The sequence below is a fragment of the Pseudomonas granadensis genome, assembly GCF_900105485.1.
Lineage (GTDB): Bacteria > Pseudomonadota > Gammaproteobacteria > Pseudomonadales > Pseudomonadaceae > Aquipseudomonas > Aquipseudomonas granadensis.
In genome coordinates this window covers 5,299,515-5,318,702 of record NZ_LT629778.1, presented here as the reverse complement: position 1 = coordinate 5,318,702, position 19,188 = coordinate 5,299,515, and the positions used below count along the sequence as shown (strand labels likewise).

General features: G+C 60.8%; 17 protein-coding genes. 9 read left to right on the top strand and 8 right to left on the bottom strand.

Annotation, left to right across the window (positions count from 1 at the left end; genetic code table 11):
* Nucleotides 1-3: 3 nt before the first annotated feature.
* A complete protein-coding gene (gene ppk1 / locus BLU52_RS23755) occupies nucleotides 4-2,229 on the top strand; it encodes a polyphosphate kinase 1 (RefSeq protein WP_090287379.1) in 2,226 nt (741 codons plus the stop codon).
* A gap of 271 nt (nucleotides 2,230-2,500) precedes the next feature.
* Here the strand turns inward: ppk1 and ppx are convergent, their stop codons facing one another.
* The 5 genes from ppx to BLU52_RS23730 all read right to left on the bottom strand — a co-directional run bounded on the left by ppx (nucleotide 2,501) and on the right by BLU52_RS23730 (nucleotide 7,097).
* Nucleotides 2,501-4,003, bottom strand: coding sequence for an exopolyphosphatase (gene ppx / locus BLU52_RS23750; RefSeq protein WP_090287377.1), 1,503 nt, complete (start codon nucleotides 4,001-4,003; stop codon nucleotides 2,501-2,503).
* Nucleotides 4,004-4,250: 247 nt separating this feature from the next.
* Complete coding sequence (locus BLU52_RS23745; protein ID WP_090287375.1) at nucleotides 4,251-4,988, bottom strand: amino acid ABC transporter ATP-binding protein; 738 nt, start codon at nucleotides 4,986-4,988, stop codon at nucleotides 4,251-4,253.
* Nucleotides 4,975-5,625 (bottom strand): amino acid ABC transporter permease, encoded by a 651-nt coding sequence (locus BLU52_RS23740; protein WP_090287373.1) that lies wholly within the window; start codon nucleotides 5,623-5,625, stop codon nucleotides 4,975-4,977. The genes BLU52_RS23745 and BLU52_RS23740 overlap by 14 nt, the downstream gene beginning before the upstream one ends.
* On the bottom strand, nucleotides 5,622-6,290 hold the full coding sequence (locus tag BLU52_RS23735; RefSeq protein WP_090287369.1) for an amino acid ABC transporter permease: 669 nt from the start codon (nucleotides 6,288-6,290) through the stop codon (nucleotides 5,622-5,624). Before BLU52_RS23735 ends, BLU52_RS23740 begins: the two co-directional genes overlap by 4 nt.
* A 21-nt stretch (nucleotides 6,291-6,311) precedes the next feature.
* Nucleotides 6,312-7,097 (bottom strand): transporter substrate-binding domain-containing protein, encoded by a 786-nt coding sequence (locus BLU52_RS23730; RefSeq protein ID WP_090287367.1) that lies wholly within the window; start codon nucleotides 7,095-7,097, stop codon nucleotides 6,312-6,314.
* A gap of 257 nt (nucleotides 7,098-7,354) precedes the next feature.
* On the opposite strand from BLU52_RS23730, the gene BLU52_RS23725 reads away from it, so the two are divergent.
* The 7 genes from BLU52_RS23725 to BLU52_RS23695 all read left to right on the top strand — a co-directional run bounded on the left by BLU52_RS23725 (nucleotide 7,355) and on the right by BLU52_RS23695 (nucleotide 15,499).
* Complete coding sequence (locus BLU52_RS23725) at nucleotides 7,355-8,062, top strand: FadR/GntR family transcriptional regulator (RefSeq protein ID WP_090287365.1); 708 nt, start codon at nucleotides 7,355-7,357, stop codon at nucleotides 8,060-8,062.
* 120 nt (nucleotides 8,063-8,182) lie between these two features.
* Nucleotides 8,183-8,512 carry a thioredoxin TrxA gene (trxA, locus tag BLU52_RS23720; RefSeq protein WP_003206727.1) on the top strand — a complete coding sequence of 110 codons (330 nt, stop codon included), beginning with the start codon at nucleotides 8,183-8,185 and terminating at the stop codon, nucleotides 8,510-8,512.
* Between the two features lie 246 nt (nucleotides 8,513-8,758).
* Entirely contained in the window at nucleotides 8,759-10,018 is a 1,260-nt protein-coding gene (gene rho, locus BLU52_RS23715) for a transcription termination factor Rho (protein ID WP_003229334.1), read from the top strand.
* A gap of 139 nt (nucleotides 10,019-10,157) precedes the next feature.
* Nucleotides 10,158-12,119, top strand: coding sequence for an acyltransferase family protein (locus BLU52_RS23710; RefSeq protein WP_090287363.1), 1,962 nt, complete (start codon nucleotides 10,158-10,160; stop codon nucleotides 12,117-12,119).
* An 80-nt stretch (nucleotides 12,120-12,199) separates the two neighbouring features.
* The gene (ubiD, locus tag BLU52_RS23705) at nucleotides 12,200-13,666 is read left to right on the top strand and encodes a 4-hydroxy-3-polyprenylbenzoate decarboxylase (protein ID WP_008081413.1); all 1,467 of its coding nucleotides are present in this window, start codon (nucleotides 12,200-12,202) and stop codon (nucleotides 13,664-13,666) included.
* Nucleotides 13,666-14,634: a CDP-6-deoxy-delta-3,4-glucoseen reductase gene (locus BLU52_RS23700; protein ID WP_090287361.1), complete on the top strand. Its 969-nt coding sequence runs from the start codon at nucleotides 13,666-13,668 to the stop codon at nucleotides 14,632-14,634. Before ubiD ends, BLU52_RS23700 begins: the two co-directional genes overlap by 1 nt.
* A 196-nt stretch (nucleotides 14,635-14,830) precedes the next feature.
* Nucleotides 14,831-15,499, top strand: coding sequence for a gamma-glutamylcyclotransferase (locus BLU52_RS23695; RefSeq protein ID WP_090287359.1), 669 nt, complete (start codon nucleotides 14,831-14,833; stop codon nucleotides 15,497-15,499).
* On the opposite strand, the gene glpT is transcribed toward BLU52_RS23695, so the two are convergent.
* Nucleotides 15,475-16,824: a glycerol-3-phosphate transporter gene (glpT, locus tag BLU52_RS23690; protein WP_090287357.1), complete on the bottom strand. Its 1,350-nt coding sequence runs from the start codon at nucleotides 16,822-16,824 to the stop codon at nucleotides 15,475-15,477. The genes BLU52_RS23695 and glpT overlap by 25 nt on opposite strands.
* Before the next feature lie 260 nt (nucleotides 16,825-17,084).
* Nucleotides 17,085-18,062, bottom strand: a complete 978-nt coding sequence (locus BLU52_RS23685; RefSeq protein ID WP_090287355.1) for an NADPH:quinone oxidoreductase family protein — start codon at nucleotides 18,060-18,062, stop codon at nucleotides 17,085-17,087.
* 150 nt (nucleotides 18,063-18,212) lie between these two features.
* Here BLU52_RS23685 and BLU52_RS23680 point away from each other — a divergent pair, with 150 nt between their 5' ends.
* Nucleotides 18,213-18,620: a flagellar basal body-associated protein FliL gene (locus tag BLU52_RS23680; RefSeq protein WP_167359916.1), complete on the top strand. Its 408-nt coding sequence runs from the start codon at nucleotides 18,213-18,215 to the stop codon at nucleotides 18,618-18,620.
* A 115-nt stretch (nucleotides 18,621-18,735) separates the two neighbouring features.
* Here the strand turns inward: BLU52_RS23680 and BLU52_RS23675 are convergent, their stop codons facing one another.
* Nucleotides 18,736-19,188 carry an EVE domain-containing protein gene (locus BLU52_RS23675; RefSeq protein ID WP_090287351.1) on the bottom strand — a complete coding sequence of 151 codons (453 nt, stop codon included), beginning with the start codon at nucleotides 19,186-19,188 and terminating at the stop codon, nucleotides 18,736-18,738.

Below are 19,188 nucleotides of genomic sequence, written 5' to 3'. Positions count from 1 at the left end.
GCGATGAATACCGAAGGACTCACTGAAGTTGCCGTAAAAGAAGCTCAGCCGGTGGTCGAGCAGATCGCCGAGACCCCGCCGGAACTCGAGCCTGCGCCACCCGCGCCGGTCGCCGAACCCGCAGTGGCGGTGCCGGCGATCGCCATCCCCGGCCTGGATGACAGCAGCCTGTACATCCACCGCGAGCTCTCACAACTGCAATTCAACATCCGCGTGCTGGAACAGGCGCTGGACGAGTCCTACCCGTTGCTGGAGCGGCTGAAGTTTCTGCTGATCTTCTCCAGCAACCTCGACGAATTCTTCGAGATCCGCGTCGCCGGGCTGAAAAAGCAGATCACCTTCGCCCGTGAACAGGCCGGCGCCGATGGCCTGCAGCCGCATCAGGCGCTGGCGCGGATCAGCGAACTGGTTCACGGTCATGTTGACCGCCAATACGCGATCCTTAACGACATCCTGTTGCCGGAGCTGGAAAAGCATCAGGTGCGCTTTATCCGTCGGCGTAACTGGACCACCAAGCTCAAAACCTGGGTGCGCCGTTACTTCCGCGACGAGATCGCGCCGATCATCACCCCGATCGGCCTCGACCCGACGCACCCGTTCCCGTTGCTGGTGAACAAGAGCCTGAACTTCATCGTCGAGCTCGAAGGTATCGACGCCTTCGGTCGCGACTCCGGCCTGGCGATCATCCCGGCGCCGCGCCTGCTGCCACGGATCATCAAGGTGCCGGAAGAAGTCGGCGGAGCTGGCGACAACTATGTGTTCCTGTCGTCGATGATTCATGCGCACGCTGATGACCTGTTCCAGGGCATGAAAGTAAAAGGCTGCTACCAGTTCCGCCTGACTCGAAACGCCGACCTGGCGCTCGACTCCGAAGACGTCGAAGACCTGGCCCGCGCGCTGCGCGGCGAGTTGTTCTCACGACGTTATGGCGATGCGGTGCGTCTGGAAGTTGCCGACACCTGCCCGAAACACCTCTCGGACTACTTGCTCAAGCAGTTCAACCTGAGCGAGACCGAGCTGTATCAGGTCAACGGCCCGGTCAACCTGACGCGTCTGTTCAGCATTACCGGTCTCGACAGCCACCCGGAGCTGCAATACACGCCGTTCACTCCGCAGATCCCGAAACTGCTGCAGAACAGCGAAAACATCTTCAGCGTGGTCAGCAAGCAGGACATCCTCCTGCTGCACCCTTTCGAGTCGTTCACGCCGGTGGTCGACTTGCTGCGTCAGGCCGCGAAAGACCCGCATGTGCTCGCCGTACGCCAGACGCTGTACCGCTCCGGCGCCAACTCGGAGATCGTCGATGCGCTGGTCGACGCCGCGCGTAATGGCAAGGAAGTCACTGCGGTGATCGAGTTGCGTGCGCGGTTTGACGAAGAGTCCAACCTGCAACTGGCCAGTCGTCTGCAAGCGGCCGGTGCGGTGGTGATCTACGGCGTGGTCGGCTTCAAGACCCACGCCAAGATGATGCTGATCCTGCGCCGCGAGGCTGGCGAAATCGTCCGCTACGCGCACCTCGGCACCGGTAACTACCACGCCGGCAACGCCCGTCTGTACACCGACTACAGCCTGCTGACTTCCGACGACGCCTTGTGCGAAGACGTCGGCAAACTGTTCAGCCAGTTGATCGGCATGGGTAAGACCCTGCGCATGAAAAAGCTTCTGCATGCGCCGTTCACCCTGAAGAAAGGCATGCTCGACATGATCGCCCGCGAGACGCAATTTGCCCTCGACGGCAAACCGGCGCACATCATCGCCAAGTTCAACTCGCTGACCGATCCGAAGATCATCCGCGCGCTGTACAAGGCCAGCCAGTCGGGTGTGCGCATCGACCTGGTGGTGCGCGGCATGTGCTGCCTGCGGCCAGGCATTGCCGGGGTCTCGCACAACATCCACGTGCGCTCGATCATCGGCCGCTTCCTCGAGCACACGCGGGTGTTCTACTTCCTCAACGGCGGCGATGAACAGATGTTCCTCTCCAGCGCCGACTGGATGGAGCGCAACCTCGACAAGCGCGTCGAGACTTGCTTCCCGGTGGAAGGCAAAAAGCTGCTGACCCGCGTGAAGAAAGAGCTGGAGTTGTATTTGACCGACAATACCCACAGCTGGAGCTTGCAGTCGGACGGCCGCTATATCCGCAACACGCCGACCGGCAACCAGAACCCGCGCAGTGCGCAGGCGACGTTGCTGGAGCGGTTGGGCAGTCCGATTTTGCCGGTGAGCAGTTGAGGCTCTGAAAGCCACAAGCCCCTCACCCTAACCCTTTCCCAGAGGGAGAGGGGACCGACCGCGTTGGCTGGACTAGTTACGCCGACCTGAAATATCGAGTCGAACTCAGGTTTTGAACTGCATGCGGTCGGCTCCCTTTCCCCCTCTACCCCTTTGGGGGAGAGGGCTGGGGTGAGGGGGATCGATCCAAAGCGCACCACCAAAATCCAGCCGTGCAGCCAATAAAAAAGGCGATCCCAACGGATCGCCTTTTTTGCGCCTGCAATTTAACTCAGTGAACCGTCAACACAATCCCCACCCGCGTCAGCCACTCCGCCTCGAGCCCGAAATCCGCCTGGGTCAGCTGGTTTTCATCCAGCCAGTTCTCCGGGAATTCCACATCAAGGCTGTCGCCATTGGCATGCAGCACCACCTGCGGCATCGCCTGCGTGCCGCGAATATGGTGGAACAGAATGGCAAAACGCAGCAGCACGCACAGGCGAATCAGCTTGATGCCGTCGTCACCGAATTCGGCGAACTTGTCCTTGGGAATATTGCGCCGATGGCCACGTACCAGCAGGGCGAGCATTTGCTGGTCTTCGCGGGAGAACCCGGCGAGGTCGGAGTGCTCGATCAGGTAGGCGCCGTGCTTGTGGTAATGGTAGTGAGCGATATCGAGGCCGACTTCATGGACTTTCGCCGCCCAGCCCAGCAATTCGCGCCAGATACCGTCGTCCAGCTCCCAGTCTGCCGCGACCTGATCGAACGCGTGCAAGGCTTTGCGCTCGACCCGCGCCGCTTGCTTGAGGTCGACATGGTAGCGTTCCATCAGCGAAGTCAGGGTGCGTTCGCGCACGTCTTCGTGGTGATGGCGGCCGAGCAGGTCATAGAGTACGCCTTCGCGCAGTGCGCCTTCGCAGTGATCCATGCGTTGCAGTTCGAGGGCGTCGAAGATCGCTTCGAGAATCGCCAGGCCGGCCGGGAAGATTGCACGGCGGTCGGGTTTGATGCCTTCGAAATCGATCTTGTCGACATCGCCAAGCTTGAACAGGCGGCGCTTGAGCCAGGCCAGGCCTTCGGCGTTGACTTCACCGGTGCCGTGGCCGCCGGCCTTCAGCGCCAGACCGATGGCGCGGATGGTGCCCGAGGAGCCGATCGCTTCATCCCAGGTCAGGCGGTGCAGGGCATGCTCGATGCTCATGATCTCCAGCCGCGCCGCGGTGTACGCCTGAGCGTAACGGGCCGGGGTGATCTTGCCGTCCTTGAAATAGCGCTGGGTGAAGCTGACGCAGCCCATCTGCAGGCTTTCGCGCAGCAGTGGCTCGAAGCGCTGGCCAATGATGAATTCGGTACTGCCGCCGCCGATGTCGGCGACCAGACGTTTGCCCGGCGTATCGGCGAGGGTGTGTGACACGCCCAGGTAGATCAGGCGCGCTTCTTCACGGCCAGAGATGACTTCTACCGGATGGCCGAGGATTTCTTCAGCGCGGTGAATGAACTCGATCCGGTTGCGTGCTTCGCGCAGGGCGTTGGTGCCGACGATGCGCACGGCGCCCAGCGGCATGCCGTTGATCAGCTGGGCGAAGCGCTTGAGGCAGTCGAGACCGCGCTGCATCGATTCTTCGTTGAGCTGGCGCGCATCGTCGATGCCGGCGGCCAGTTGTACCTTTTCGCCGAGACGCTCGAGAATACGGATCTCGCCGTTCTGGGCCTTGGCCACGACCATGTGAAAGCTGTTGGAGCCCAGGTCGATTGCGGCGATCAGGGACAGATTCTTGGCTTGGGATTGCGGCATGATCAGGGAGTCTCGGTCGATAACCCCGCCATCGTGCCACGATCAAACGCTGACGCCAACGCGCACGGCGCAAACCGTTGATCCCGCGCAGAAAGTCCGGTGACCGCTGCGCGGTCAATCGCTAGCAGGGCTAGCTCCCACAGGTAAATGCGTACCGCTTGGGGTTTTCTTTGATCCCCGATTGGAATGCATTCCCTGTGGGAGCCAGCCTGCTGGCGATGAGGGCCTTGAAGGCGCTAGAGATTTTTCAGGCAGTTGCTTCAACGGTGCCAATGAAATTCGCCAGCTCCGCCGTCTGCGGGTTGGCAAACAACACCTTCGGATCGCCCACTTCATGCACCTTGCCGTGGTGCATGAACACCAGTTTGTCGCCGACTTCGCGGGCGAAGCGCATTTCGTGGGTGACCATGATCAGTGTCATGCCTTCCTTGGCCAGTTGCCGGACCACGGCGAGCACTTCGTTGACCAGTTCCGGGTCGAGCGCCGAGGTGATCTCGTCGCACAGCAACACCTTCGGCGACATCGCCAGGGCCCGGGCGATCGCCACGCGTTGCTGCTGGCCGCCGGACAGCCGATCCGGGAAGGCATCGAATTTCTCGCTCAGGCCGACTCGCTCGAGCATCTCGCGCGCCAGCTCGGCCGCTTTGGCCTTCGGGACTTTTTGCACCACTTGCGGCGCGAGCATGACGTTTTCGCCCACGGTCAGGTGCGGGAACAGGTTGAACTGCTGAAACACCATGCCGACTTTCTGCCGCAGGCTGCGCAGGTCGGCGCGGGCGGCGTCGAGGTATTCGCCATCGACTTCGATCACCCCGTCGTTAATCGACTCCAGCCCATTGAGCGTGCGCAACAGGGTCGATTTGCCCGAGCCGCTGCGGCCGATGATCGCCACCACCTGGCCTTCCTCGACGCTGAGGTCGATGCCTTTGAGAACGTGGTGATCGCCGTAGTATTTATGCAGGGCGGAAATTCTAAGCAGAGGCATGCAGTCTCCTTTCCAGGTAGCGCGCACTGAGGGACAAGGGGTAGCAGAGGAGGAAATAGCCGAGGGCGACGAGGCCGTAGACCATGAACGGTTCGAACGTGGCATTGGCGAGCATGCCGCCGGTCTTGGTCAGCTCGGTGAAACCGATGATCGAAGTCACCGCGGTGCCTTTGACCACCTGCACCGAGAAGCCCACGGTCGGCGCCACGGCGATGCGCAGCGCTTGCGGCAGGATCACATAACGCAATTGCTCCAGCGGATTGAGCGCCAGGCTCGCCGAGGCTTCCCACTGGCCATTCGGGATCGACTCGACGCAACCGCGCCAGATCTCCGCCAGATAGGCGCTGGTGAACAAGGTCAGGGCAATCGCAGCGGCCATCCACGGCGAGATTTCGACCCCGGCCAGCGCCACGCCGAAAAACACCAGAAACAGCTGCATCAACAGCGGCGTGCCCTGAAACAGCTCGATCCAGGTGCGGGCAATGCTGCTCGGCAACGAGTTTTTCGAGATGCGCATGATCAGGATCAGCAGCCCGACGATGCCGCCGCCAATGAACGCCACCAGCGACAGCGCCAGCGTCCATTGCAGGCCGGTCAGCAGGTTGCGCAGGATGTCCCAGAAGGTGAAGTCGCTCATGCCCGGCTCCTGCTGATATAGCGCCGACCAATCCAGTTGAGCAATTGGCGGATAAGCAGCGCCATGCACAGGTAGATCAGCGTGGTCAGCGCATAGGTTTCAAAGGCGCGGAAGTTGCGCGACTGAATGAAGTTGGCGGCGAAGCTCAGCTCTTCGGTGGCGATCTGCGAACACACCGCCGAACCGAGCATGACGATGATGATCTGGCTGCTCAGCGCCGGCCAGACCTTGCCCAACGCCGGCAGCAGCACCACATGCCGAAACGCTTCGAACCGACTCATCGCCAGCGCCGCGGCCGCTTCCAGTTGGCCGCGCGGAATCGCCTGGATGCCGGCGCGGATGATCTCGGTCGAATAAGCGCCAAGGTTGATCACCATCGCCAGCACGGCAGCCTGCCACTCGGAAATCTGCACGCCGAGCGACGGCAAACCGAAGAAGATGAAAAACAACTGCACCAGAAACGGCGTGTTGCGAATCAACTCGACGTAGACGCCGAAGATTGCCGCGAACGGGCGGATATTCCACGCCCGCACCAGCGCCCCGACAATTCCGACGCCCACCCCGAGCACCGCGCCAATGGCGGTCAGCTCAAGCGTGAACAGCGCCCCGCGTAGCAGCAGGTCGGTGTTTTCCACCACCGGCAAGAAATCGAACTGATAAGCCATGAAAGTCTCCCGCGTCGTCGATCAGAGATCGGCCGGCAGCGGTTCTTTCAACCAGGTCTGCGCATTCTTTTCCAGCGCGCCGTCAGCCTTGGCGGTGGTCAGGATGTCGTTGACCTTGGCCAGCAGTGCGGCTTCGTTCTTGTTCACGCCGACATACACCGGCGAATCCTTGAGCTTCACTTTCAGCGCCGGCACGCGTTTCGGGTTCTTCTCGCTGATGGCGACCATCACCACGTTGCCGCTGGCGATCAGGTCGACTTGCCCTGCGAGGTAAGCGGCGATGGTCGAGTTGTTGTCTTCAAAGCGCTTGATGGTCACACCTTCGGGGGCGACTTTGCTCAGCTCGATGTCTTCGATGGCGCCACGGGTGACGCTGATGGTTTTGCCTTTGAGGTCGTCGAGGCTGCTGATTGCAGCATCTGGCGGGCCAAACACGGCGAGGTAGAAGGGGGCGTAGGCGCGGGAGAAGTCGATGACTTTCTCGCGCTCGGGGTTCTTGCCGAGGCTGGAGATCACCAGATCGACCTTGCCAGTGGTCAGGAACGGAATGCGGTTGGTGCTGTTGACCGGGGTCAGCTCAAGTTTGACCTTGAGCTGGTCGGCCAGCAGTTTCGCGGTGTCGATGTCCAGGCCACGGGGTTTCATGTCCGGGCCGACCGAACCGAACGGCGGGAAGTCCTGCGGCACGGCGACTTTCAGCGTGCCGCGTTTGACCACGTCGTCCAGACCGTCGGCGTGAGCGGGAGCCTGGCACAGCAGCAGGCCGGCAAACAGGGAAGCGAGGAGGGCGCTGTAACGCTGGGTCATGGACAATCTCCGGATCGGCGGGAAGTGATTTCTGCGATCGGACAGAGCATGGGCCGTGCCAAGACTGCGCTTTCATTGCGCCAGGCCGCAGTTTCAGCGGCTTCGTTCGGTCTTACTGGTCTGAACAGTCAGGATGTTTTTCGCACCTCGATGGCGCATCAGTGATGCGCACCGAACCCCACTGGGGCACGACTTGCCGGGCCCGCCGAATAGCTTTACAACTAGCCGCACATTGACCCTGGCGCGTCCGAAAAACCATGAACTCGATTTCCCGTGCAGTACCCGAAGTGGCGCTGCAAGCGATCCGCAAACTGATCACCGAACAGGGCTTCGGCGCCGGCGATGCCTTGCCGTCACAACGGGATCTGGCCCTGCAGCTGGGTGTCAGCCGCGCGTCGTTGCGTGAAGCACTGTCATCGCTGAGTGCGCTGGGCGTGGTCAGCATCCAGCCGGGCAAAGGGGTGTTCGTGCAGGCGCCGGTGGAACTGGCCAATGGCGACAGCGCACCGGGATGGGCCTTTGCGGCGCAGGCCTCGCCGCTGGACATCTTTCAGTTGCGCTATGCGCTGGAAGGGTTTGCGGCGGGGCTGGCGGCGGTGACGCTGAGCACGTTCGACCTGGATGCGCTGGAGGACAACGTTGCGGCGATGCGTGAGCAATTGCGCATCGGCGATTTCGAAGCGGCGGCAAAACTCGACTTCGAATTTCATCGACGGATCCTGCTGGCCAGCGGCAATCAGGCGATGCTGAGCATCCTCACGGCCAGCGCCGAGATCTTTCTCGAGAGCCAGAAACTACCGTTCATCCGCGCCGAGCGGGCCATGGAAACCTGGCAGGAACACCGCAAGATCCTCCGTGCCCTGGCCCGCCGCGCGTCGGCTGCGGCGCAAAAAGCCATGCAGGAACATGTGCGCAACGCGGCCCTGCGCACTGGAATCGCGTTCATCGCCCCCGCCGCCGGCTGACTTGAACCATACCCAAACTCATCAGTCACCATAGCAAGACTCAATCAACTGCGGCTTCCTGAACACGGGAAGGGCGGCTATGATGGGCCACGTTTTTTTGCTTACAACCTGGAGAATTCCATGAGCAGCGATCTGATCAAACACGTTAGCGACGCTAGCTTCGAAGCCGACGTACTCAAGGCCGAAGGCGCTGTCCTGGTCGACTACTGGGCTGAATGGTGCGGCCCTTGCAAAATGATCGCACCGGTTCTGGACGAGATTGCCGAGACCTACAAGGGCAAGCTGACCGTCGCCAAACTGAACATCGACGAAAACCAGGAAACCCCGGCCAAGCACGGCGTGCGTGGTATCCCGACGCTGATGCTGTTCAAGAACGGCAACGTTGAAGCGACCAAGGTCGGCGCACTGTCGAAGTCGCAGCTGGCGGCTTTCCTCGACGCCAACATCTAAGCGTCGCGGTAAACGTTAAAAAAAAGCCCCGCAAATCGCGGGGCTTTTTGCGTATTCAGGGCTAGACGCTCCGAAACTCAGATGGTACATTCGGCCCCGCACTGGTTTCTCCACTGCCCCCTGCTAGCCGTCGCCGACGCACTCCTTTTCGAATTAGTTCGCGATCCTGTCGCCTTCTCCGCGGCGCGGCCTCATTAAGCCAAAAGCTTAATTTCCCCCCTCCATAAATGATTACGTCATTCCTATATGAATCTGACTGAACTCAAGCAAAAGCCGATTACCGAACTGCTCGAATTAGCCGAACAGATGGGCATAGAAAATATGGCCCGTTCGCGCAAGCAGGACGTGATTTTCTCCCTGCTGAAAAAACACGCGAAAAGCGGCGAGGAAATCTCCGGTGATGGCGTGCTGGAGATTCTCCAGGACGGCTTCGGCTTCCTGCGCTCCGCAGACGCTTCCTACCTGGCCGGCCCGGACGATATCTACGTCTCGCCGAGCCAGATCCGCCGCTTCAACTTGCGCACCGGTGACACCATCGTTGGCAAGATCCGCCCTCCGAAGGAAGGCGAGCGGTATTTCGCACTGCTCAAGGTCGACACGATCAACTTCGATCGTCCGGAGAACGCGAAAAACAAGATTCTCTTCGAGAACCTGACCCCGCTGTTCCCGACCGTGCGCATGAAGATGGAAGCCGGCAACGGTTCCACCGAAGACCTGACCGGTCGGGTGATCGACCTGTGCGCGCCGATCGGCAAGGGCCAGCGTGGTCTGATCGTGGCACCGCCGAAAGCCGGTAAGACGATCATGCTGCAGAACATCGCGGCGAACATCGCGCGTAACAATCCTGAAGTGCACCTGATCGTGCTGCTGATCGACGAACGTCCGGAAGAAGTGACCGAAATGCAGCGCACCGTGCGCGGCGAAGTGGTTGCCTCGACGTTCGACGAGCCGCCGACCCGTCACGTCCAGGTTGCCGAAATGGTGATCGAGAAGGCCAAGCGCCTGGTTGAACACAAGAAAGACGTAGTGATCCTGCTCGACTCCATCACCCGTCTGGCCCGTGCCTACAACACCGTGATCCCGAGCTCCGGCAAGGTTCTGACCGGTGGTGTCGATGCCCACGCGCTGGAGAAGCCGAAGCGTTTCTTCGGTGCCGCGCGTAACATCGAAGAAGGCGGCTCGCTGACCATTATCGCCACCGCGCTGGTTGAAACCGGCTCGAAGATGGACGAAGTGATCTACGAAGAGTTCAAGGGTACCGGCAACATGGAACTGCCGCTGGATCGCAAGATCGCTGAAAAGCGTGTGTTCCCGGCAATCAACATCAACCGCTCCGGCACCCGCCGTGAAGAGTTGCTGACCGCCGACGACGAACTGCAGCGCATGTGGATCCTGCGCAAGCTGCTGCACCCGATGGACGAAGTCGCCGCCATCGAGTTCCTGGTCGACAAGCTGAAAACGACCAAGACCAACGACGAGTTCTTCTTGTCGATGAAACGCAAGTAACACGCAAGCCGTTGCAAGGAGCGCTCCGTAAGGGGCGCTTTTTTTTGCCCGCGATTTATTTGTATCTGGATTGAAGTTTGCCCGACTGATAACTTCGCGCCTTCAAGGGATTTTGTATCCAGAACAGGTAAGGTTTTTCATGCACACGTTTGGCAATCGCCGTGACATCGACGGTTTACGCGCACTCGCGGTTCTTCCCGTTGTGCTGTTTCATTTCGGATTCAATACATTCAGCGGCGGCTTTGTCGGCGTCGACGTTTTTTTCGTCATTTCCGGGTTTCTGATCACCTCGATCCTGTTCCGTGAAATCAGTGCCCAGCGCTTCAGCTTCCTCGATTTCTGGGGCCGTCGCGCCCGGCGTATTCTTCCAGCGTTGACCGTGGTCGTGGTGGTGACGCTGGCGCTGGGCTGGTTGTTGCTGACCGCCAAGGACCTGTCCGATCTGGGGCGGACAATCCGTTACCAGTCGCTGTTCATTTCCAACATCCTGTTCATGCGCGAGGACGGCTACTTCGAACCGGCCTCCGATCTCAAACCCTTATTGCATACCTGGTCGCTGGCCGTGGAAGAGCAGTACTACATCTTCTTCCCGCTGATGATGGTGCTGTTGATGCGCTATGTCCGGCATTGGCGCTGGATGCTGTTCGCGGTGCTGCTGGTGTCGTTCGGGCTGAACATCGTCTACATCGAGCGTCGCCCGGAATTCGCCTTCTTCTCCCTGCCGACCCGCGCCTGGGAATTGCTCTGCGGCGCCATGCTCGCGGTAATGCCGGCGGCCAAACACGCGCCGCGGCTTTGGGTCCGGCAGACGGTCGGCCTGGCCGGACTGGCGGCGGTGCTGCTGGCGGTCTTCACCTTTGACAAGTCCACGGTGTTCCCGGGCTGGGCAGCCTTGCTGCCGGTGCTCGGTACGACGGCATTGATCTGGTCGGGCGCACGCGGTCCGACACTGGCCGGCCAGTTGTTGAGCCTGCGGCCGATGGTGTGGATCGGTCTGCTGTCGTACTCGTTGTATTTGTGGCACTGGCCGATTTATGTGTATGCCAACGCGATCTCGATCGATGGCATTCAGCCGCTTGAAGCGCTTGGCTGGATCGCCCTGGCCGTGGCGTTGGCGTGGCTGAGTCTGCGTTTTGTCGAGCTGCCGTTTCGCGAGAAACGTGTGTTTGCCAGCCGGAACTCGGTGCTGGTCGGTGGCCTGGTGTCCATCACCGCCCTGGCGGTGGTTGGCTCGGCCATCCGTTCGGCCGACGGCGTGCCGCAACGTCTGAGCGGCAAGGCACTTGAGTATGCGCAATCCCAGGAGTGGAACGCCGGGCAAATGAAGTGCATGCACATGAGCAAGGACAAGACCCTGGACAAGGCCTGTCGCGTGGGCGGCGATCAGCAGATCGCGCCGACCAAGATGTTCTGGGGCGACAGTCATACGGCCGCGCTGCTGCCGGCCATTGAAGGCAATAGCCAGCGTGACGGTCAGCCCGTGTGGCTGTACAGCCTGACCGGGTGCCCGCCGATCATTGACGATGCCTTGCGTGCACAGTGCAAGCAATTCAATCAGCGCAACATGCAACTGGTCCGTGATCTGGGCATCAAGGATGTGGTGCTGGCGGCGAACTGGAGTCTGTACGTTTACGGGCGTGAGGACGGCGACGGCGACAAGCAGTTCCTGCTCGATCCTTCGCGTAATGTGGCGCGATCGGAGCAACGCATGGCGGCGGCGATCAAGGCGCAAGTCAGCGAACTGCGTGAGGCGGGTGTGCAGGTCTGGCTGTTCAAGGAAGTGCCGTTGCAGCACAAGAGCTACATCAGCCGCCTGACCAGCCTGGCGCGGATTGGCCGCTCGGCCGAAGGACTGGGGCGGCCGCTGGGTGAGCATCTGGCGCGGCAGCAGTTTTTCACCGGTCTGTTCGGCTCGATGAGCGCTGCCGATTCCGGCGTGCATGTCATCGACCCGACGCCGCTGATGTGCAAGGACGGCCTGTGCATGATCGATGTCGACGGCCATTCGCAATACAAGGATGCCGATCATCTTTCCGACGCCGGCAGCGCGCGTTTGAGCCCTTTGTTTGCGCCGATGTTGCTGGGCACCAGTCGCCATTGAGCGACGCCGGGCACTGACGGGCTGCTGTTTGCCCGTCAGAGCAGGTAGGATGTACGCCTATTTTGAGGGTGCCATCGTCAATGAAATTCAAGGATCTTCGGGATTTCGTGCAGCAGCTTGAGCAGCGCGGAGAGTTGAAACGCATCCAGATTCCCGTCTCGCCGGTGCTGGAGATGACTGAGGTGTGCGACCGCACGCTGCGGGCCAAGGGCCCGGCGCTGCTGTTCGAGAAACCCACCGGCTACGACATTCCGGTGCTCGGCAACCTGTTCGGCACCCCCGAGCGGGTGGCCATGGGCATGGGCGCCGAGTCGGTCAGCGAGCTGCGCGAGATCGGCAAGCTGCTGGCCTTCCTGAAGGAGCCGGAGCCGCCGAAGGGTTTGAAGGACGCGTGGTCGAAACTGCCGATTTTCCGCAAGATCATTTCAATGGCGCCGAAAGTCGTCAAAGACGCGGTGTGCCAGGAAGTGGTCATCGAAGGCGATGATGTCGATCTGGCGATGCTGCCGGTACAGACCTGCTGGCCCGGCGACGTCGGCCCGCTGATCACTTGGGGCCTGACCGTCACCAAAGGCCCGAACAAGGAACGCCAGAACCTCGGTATCTACCGTCAGCAAGTGATCGGCCGTAACAAGGTGATCATGCGCTGGCTCAGCCACCGTGGCGGCGCCCTCGATTTCCGCGAATGGTGCGAGAAACATCCGGGCCAACCGTTCCCGGTGTCCGTTGCCCTTGGCGCCGACCCGGCGACCATTCTCGGCGCTGTCACGCCAGTGCCGGACAGCCTTTCCGAATACGCCTTTGCCGGTCTGCTGCGCGGTAACCGCACCGAGCTGGTCAAGTGCCGTGGCAACGACCTGCAAGTGCCGGCCACCGCCGAGATCATCCTTGAAGGGGTAATCCATCCGGGTGAAATGGCCGATGAGGGTCCATATGGCGACCACACCGGTTACTACAACGAAGTCGACAGCTTCCCGGTGTTCACGGTCGAACGCATCACCCACCGGATCAAGCCGATCTACCACAGCACCTACACCGGCCGGCCGCCGGATGAGCCGGCGATTCTCGGCGTGGCGCTGAATGAAGTGTTCGTGCCGATCCTGCAGAAGCAGTTCCCGGAGATCACCGACTTTTACCTGCCGCCCGAAGGCTGCTCGTACCGCATGGCCATCGTGACCATGAAAAAGTCGTATCCGGGGCATGCCAAGCGCGTGATGCTCGGTGTCTGGTCGTTTTTGCGACAGTTCATGTACACCAAGTTCGTTATCGTCACCGACGACGATATCAACGCCCGTGACTGGAACGATGTGATCTGGGCCATCACCACGCGCATGGACCCCAAGCGCGACACGGTGATGATCGATAACACCCCGATCGACTATCTGGATTTCGCCTCGCCGATTTCCGGCCTGGGCTCGAAGATGGGCCTGGATGCCACTCACAAGTGGCCGGGCGAAACCACCCGCGAGTGGGGCCGCGTGATCGTCAAGGACGACGCCGTGACTCAACGGATCGATGCCATCTGGAATCAGTTAGGAATAGATTGATGCGTGTAACCCTGCAGCCTTCCGGAGCAGTGCTCGAGATACAGCCCGGTGAGCGGATTCTCGACGGCGCGCGGCGCCTGGGTTTTGATTGCCCGCAAAGCTGCCGCAACGGTAACTGCCACGTGTGTGCGGCGCTGCTGGTCGAAGGTCGCGTCGAGCAGAACGGCCAGGTCCATGATCGTGGCGAGTTCTACACCTGCATCGCCGAGCCGCTGGAAGACTGCGTGCTGCTCTGGGATGGCGTCCTCGCGCTGGGCGAACTGCCGGTGCGCAGCCTGGCGTGCCAGGTCATCGAATGCCGCGAAGTCGGCGGCGACACCTGGCGTGTGCGTCTGCGCGCGCCGGCCGGCAAGCCGCCGCGCTATCACGCCGGGCAGTATCTGATGATCGAACGCGAGAACGGCGAGAAATCGGCGTTCTCCATGGCTTCTGCGCCGCACGGCGGGCGTGATCTGGAAATCCATGTGCTGGCGCGCGAAGCCAGTGCACTGACCCTGATCGAGCAACTGCAACGCAACCCGATGGTGCGCGTCGAGTTGCCGTTCGGCGACACCCATCTGGCCGAACTGCCTGACGGTCCGTTGGTACTGGTCGCCGCCGGCACCGGCATGGGCCAGATTCACAGCCTGATCGAACATTGCCGCGCCAATGGCTTCAAGCACCCGGTGCATCTGTATTGGGGCGTGCGCCGTCCGGAAGATTTCTACCAGATCGAACATTGGGACGAATGGTTGAAGCTGCCCAACCTGTTCCTGCACAAGGTCGTCAGCGATCAGTGCGGTTGGGAAGGGCGCTGCGGGATGCTGCACGAAGCGGTATGCGAAGACTTCGCCGATCTCAAGCCTTTACACGTCTACGCCAGCGGTTCACCGGCCATGGTTTACGGCACCCTCGACGCGCTGGTCGAGGCGGGGATGGACGCCCATCAAATGCGCGCTGACGTATTCGCTTATGCACCGCGTTCCTGATTTCATATAACTTCATATATAGCCGATCGGTATTTATGGAATTGAATAAATACCGGTAGGTTATATATCCATCAGGCAATTAAATAATCTTTATGCCATGGCACTTAATTTGCCTGAAAACATATGTGCCTTATTGTTACAGCGGTGCGTTCTATTAAGTAATTCTTCACCCGCGGGGAGCTGAACGCTATTCGCCATGAGCGCCATTGAAAACGCTTTTCTCAACCTGGCTTACCCTCCGCGGCTCGAACTCGGGCCGCAGCTGACCCACGAGCAATTGCTCGCCTCCATGCAATCGACCATGGCGCGACACAAGGGCGGGCCGGTGTGGCTGTTCGCTTACGGTTCGTTGATCTGGCGCCCGGAATGCACCGCCGTCGAGAGAATGCGCGGTCGGGTGCACGGTTATCATCGTGGCCTCTATTTATGGTCGCATGAACACCGCGGAACGCCGGAGATGCCCGGACTGGTGTTCGGTCTGGACCGTGGCGGTTCGTGCAGCGGCTTCGCCTATCGGCTGCCCGAAGACAATCTCGATACCGCGCTGTACGCCTTGTGGAAACGCGAGATGCCGGTGCCGTCGTACCGGCCGCACTGGCTCAACTGCCGGCTCGAAGATGGCACTCAGGTGCAGGCCTTGGGCTTCGTGCTGGAGCGGCACCTGCCCAGCTATGCCGGCAACCTGCCGGACCATGTGCTGAGCCAGGTGTTCGCCAGCGCCAGCGGGCGTTACGGCACCACTCGCGATTATGTCGAGCAGACCGCACACGCCCTGCGCAGCCACGCCATGCCAGACCGTAATCTGGAGGCGCGGCTCAAGCGCTGTCAGTCAACCAGCAATCAGGCGACCGCTTCACGGCTCTGACTGGCGACTTGCTTGTGCCATAGCGTCGGGGCAAGGAAGGCCATTGCCAACAGGCAAGCGCCGACCAGCAACACGAAGCCGCCGTCCCAGCCGAAGTGGTCGACGGTGTAGCCCATCGCCGCACTGGCCGCCACCGAGCCGCCCAGATAACCGAACAGCCCGGTGAAGCCTGCGGCGGTACCGGCGGCTTTCTTCGGTGCCAGTTCCAGTGCCTGCAAACCGATCAGCATCACCGGGCCGTAGATCAGGAAGCCGATCGACAGCAGGGCGATCATGTCGACCATCGGGTTGCCGGCCGGATTCAGCCAGTACACCAGCGTCGCGACCGTTACCAGAGCCATGAACACCATGCCGGTCAGGCCACGGTTACCACGGAAGATCTTGTCCGACATCCAGCCGCACAGCAGCGTGCCCGGGATACCTGCCCACTCATAGAAGAAATACGCCCACGAGGTTTTGTCCACGGTGAAGCCCTTGGCTTCTTTCAGGTAGGTCGGCGCCCAGTCCAGCACGCCGTAGCGCAGCAGGTAGACGAAAACGTTAGCGAGGGCGATGTACCAAAGCATTTTGTTGCGCAGCACGTACTTGACGAAGATTTCCTTGGCGCTGAACTCGTCTTCGTGGCTGGCATCGTAGCCTTCCGGGTAATCGTTCTTGTACTGCTCGATCGGCGGCAGGCCGACCGATTGCGGGGTATCGCGCATGGTAATGAAAGCGAACACCGCCACGCCCAGCGCCACCGCCGCCGGTACATAGAACGCCGCGTGCCAGTCGTTGAACAGGCCCATGCCGAGCAGGAACAGCGGGCCGATCAGGCCGCCGCCGACGTTGTGCGCCACGTTCCACACCGAGACCACGCCGCCACGTTCCTTCTGCGACCACCAGTGCACCATGGTCCGTCCGCTCGGCGGCCAGCCCATGCCCTGCGCCCAACCGTTGATGAACAACAGGATGAACATCATGGTCACGCTGGACGTGGCCCACGGAGCGAAACCGAAAATGAACATCACCCCGGCCGATACCAGCAGGCCGAATGGCAGGAAGAAGCGCGGGTTGGAACGGTCGGACACCAGGCCCATGAGGAACTTCGACAGACCGTAGGCGATGGCGATCGCCGACATCGCCAGACCCAGGTCGCCGCGGCTGTAGCCTTCGTCGATCAGGTAGGGCATGGCCAGCGAGAAGTTTTTGCGCAGCAGGTAGTAACCCGCATAGCCGATGAAGATACCGGCGAAGATCTGCCAGCGCAGGCGTCGGTAGGTGCTGTCTATTTTTTCTTCAGGCAAAGGAGCCTGATGTGCGGCAGGACGAAAGAAAGCAAACATTCAAGAGCTCCAGTTTTCTTGTTTTGACTGCGGATGCGAATGTTACAGTTTCGTTACCGAAAATAGCATCGCTTAACGTCGGCAAAACAGCGGAAATCGGGGCAGTTGAGCGTTCCTTTACGAACATGTCGCTCAGACGTAAGAGCAGGGCGTTTTGGGAATGGTGACTCAGGTGGGTTTTTGCGGTTTTCGCGCATTGACAAAGGGCTGATCTCAACGTCGAGGCGATCCGGGTTACTGGCCCGGATCGCTCCGTGGCCTTAACGGACCTGAACGACAACCTTGCCCACAGCCTTGCGCTGGCCCAGATCGTTGATCGCCTGCGCCGCATCGCTCAGCGGATAAACCTGCGACACCAGCGGCTTCAACTTGCCCTCGGCAAACCAGCCGAACAGTTGCTGAAAGTTCGCCGCGTTGTCCTGCGGCTGGCGCTGGGCGAACGAGCCCCAGAAGACGCCGAGTACCGCCGCGCCTTTGAGCAACGCGAGGTTGACCGGCAGCTCCGGTATGCGACCGCTGGCGAAGCCGACCACCAGCAGCCTGCCGTTCCAGGCGATGGCGCGGATGGCCTGATCGAACAGGTCGCCGCCGACCGGGTCGTAGATTACGTCGGCGCCCTGGCCGTCGGTGAGGCGTTTGATTTCGTCCTTGAGATTGGCTTCGCTGTAATTGATCAGCTCATCGGCGCCAGCGGCTTTGGCTACTTCGAGCTTTTCGGCGCTGCTGGCCGCAGCGATGACCCGCGCGCCCATGGCCTTGCCGATTTCCACTGCCGCCAGACCGACACCGCCGGAGGCGCCGAGCACCAGCAGGGTTTCGCCCGGCTGCAGGTTGGCGCGTTGCTTGAGCGCATGCATCGAAGTGCCGTAGGTCATGCTGAACGCGGCGGCGATATTGAAATCCATCGACGGCGGAATCGGCAGCACGTTGTAGCCGGGCACCGCGACCTGCTCGGCAAAACTGCCCCAGCCGGTCAGCGCCATGACCCGGTCACCGACCTTGAGGTGGCTGACCTTTTCCCCGACTTCGCGAACCACGCCAGCCGCTTCGCCGCCCGGCGAGAACGGGAAGGGCGGCTTGAACTGGTACTTGCCCTCGATGATCAGCGTGTCCGGGAAGTTGACCCCGGCGGCGTGCACGTCCAGCAGGATTTCATTCTTCTTGGCGACAGGACTGGCGACGTCTTCCAGCACCAGCGATTCGGCAGGGCCGAAGGCTTTGCACAGCACGGCTTTCATCAGGGCTATTCCTTTGGGAGTGATGGCCGATAAGTGTAGGTGTGTGAATCAACGGGTCAACGAGCATGCCCGGCCCTGATAGTCAGGCATAAGCTTGTGCTTGTGCGGCGGGTCGTTATGCTAGGCCGCAAACCGGATAAGGAGCGAATTGTGAAAGCGTGGATCATGTTGTTGCTGGCCCTGTCTCTGCCTGTGGCAGCGGTTGCCGAAGAAGCCAAAGAAGGCGAGGCGCCGAAAGTCAATTACATCACCCTGAGCCCGCCGTTCGTCGGCAATTACGGCCTGGACGGCACGACCAAGCTCAAGGTCTACAAGGCCGATGTCGCCTTGCGCGTGACCGGTGAAGAAGCGACCAAACTGGTCAAGGCCAACGAGCCGCTGATCCGCAATCAACTGGTGGCGCTGTTCACGCAGCAGAGCACCGAAGCGATGGGCAGCATCGAAGGCAAGGAAAAACTGCGTCAGGAAGCGCTGAAGCAGACGCAGCAAGTGATGAATGACGAGACCGGCAAGCCGGTGGTTGAAGACCTGTTGTTCAACAACCTGATCATTCAATAAGTCTTCCGTTGTCCGGGCTGGCCCCATCGCGAGCAGGCTCACTCCTACAATTGGAATGCGTTCCCCTGTAGGAGTGAGCCTGCTCGCGATAGCTGTGTTTCAGTCGCAAAAAGTCTTATGGCTTGAGCGCAATCACCGCCGCCCACTGCTCCGCTGTCACCGGCATCACCGACAACCGCGAGCCCTTCTGCACCAGTGGCATCTCCGCCAGCGCGGTCTGCTGCTTCAGATAATCGAGCTTCAGCACTCGCGCAAACGTCTCGACGTGCTCGACATCAATCGCGTTCCAAGGGTTTTTTTCCGCCGTAGCCTTCGGATCGAAGTAATGGCTTTCCGGCTCCAGTGCGGTGGGATCCGGATACGCCGCTTCGATAATCCTGCCGATCCCGGCAATCCCCGGCTCCGGGCAACTGGAGTGGTAGAAAAAGAATTGGTCACCTACTGCCATCGCGCGCAGGAAATTGCGCGCCTGGTAATTGCGAACCCCGTCCCAGCGCGCCTTGCCGAGCTTTTCCAGGCCTTTGATCGAGAGCTCGTCGGGCTCGGATTTCATCAGCCAATAGGCCAT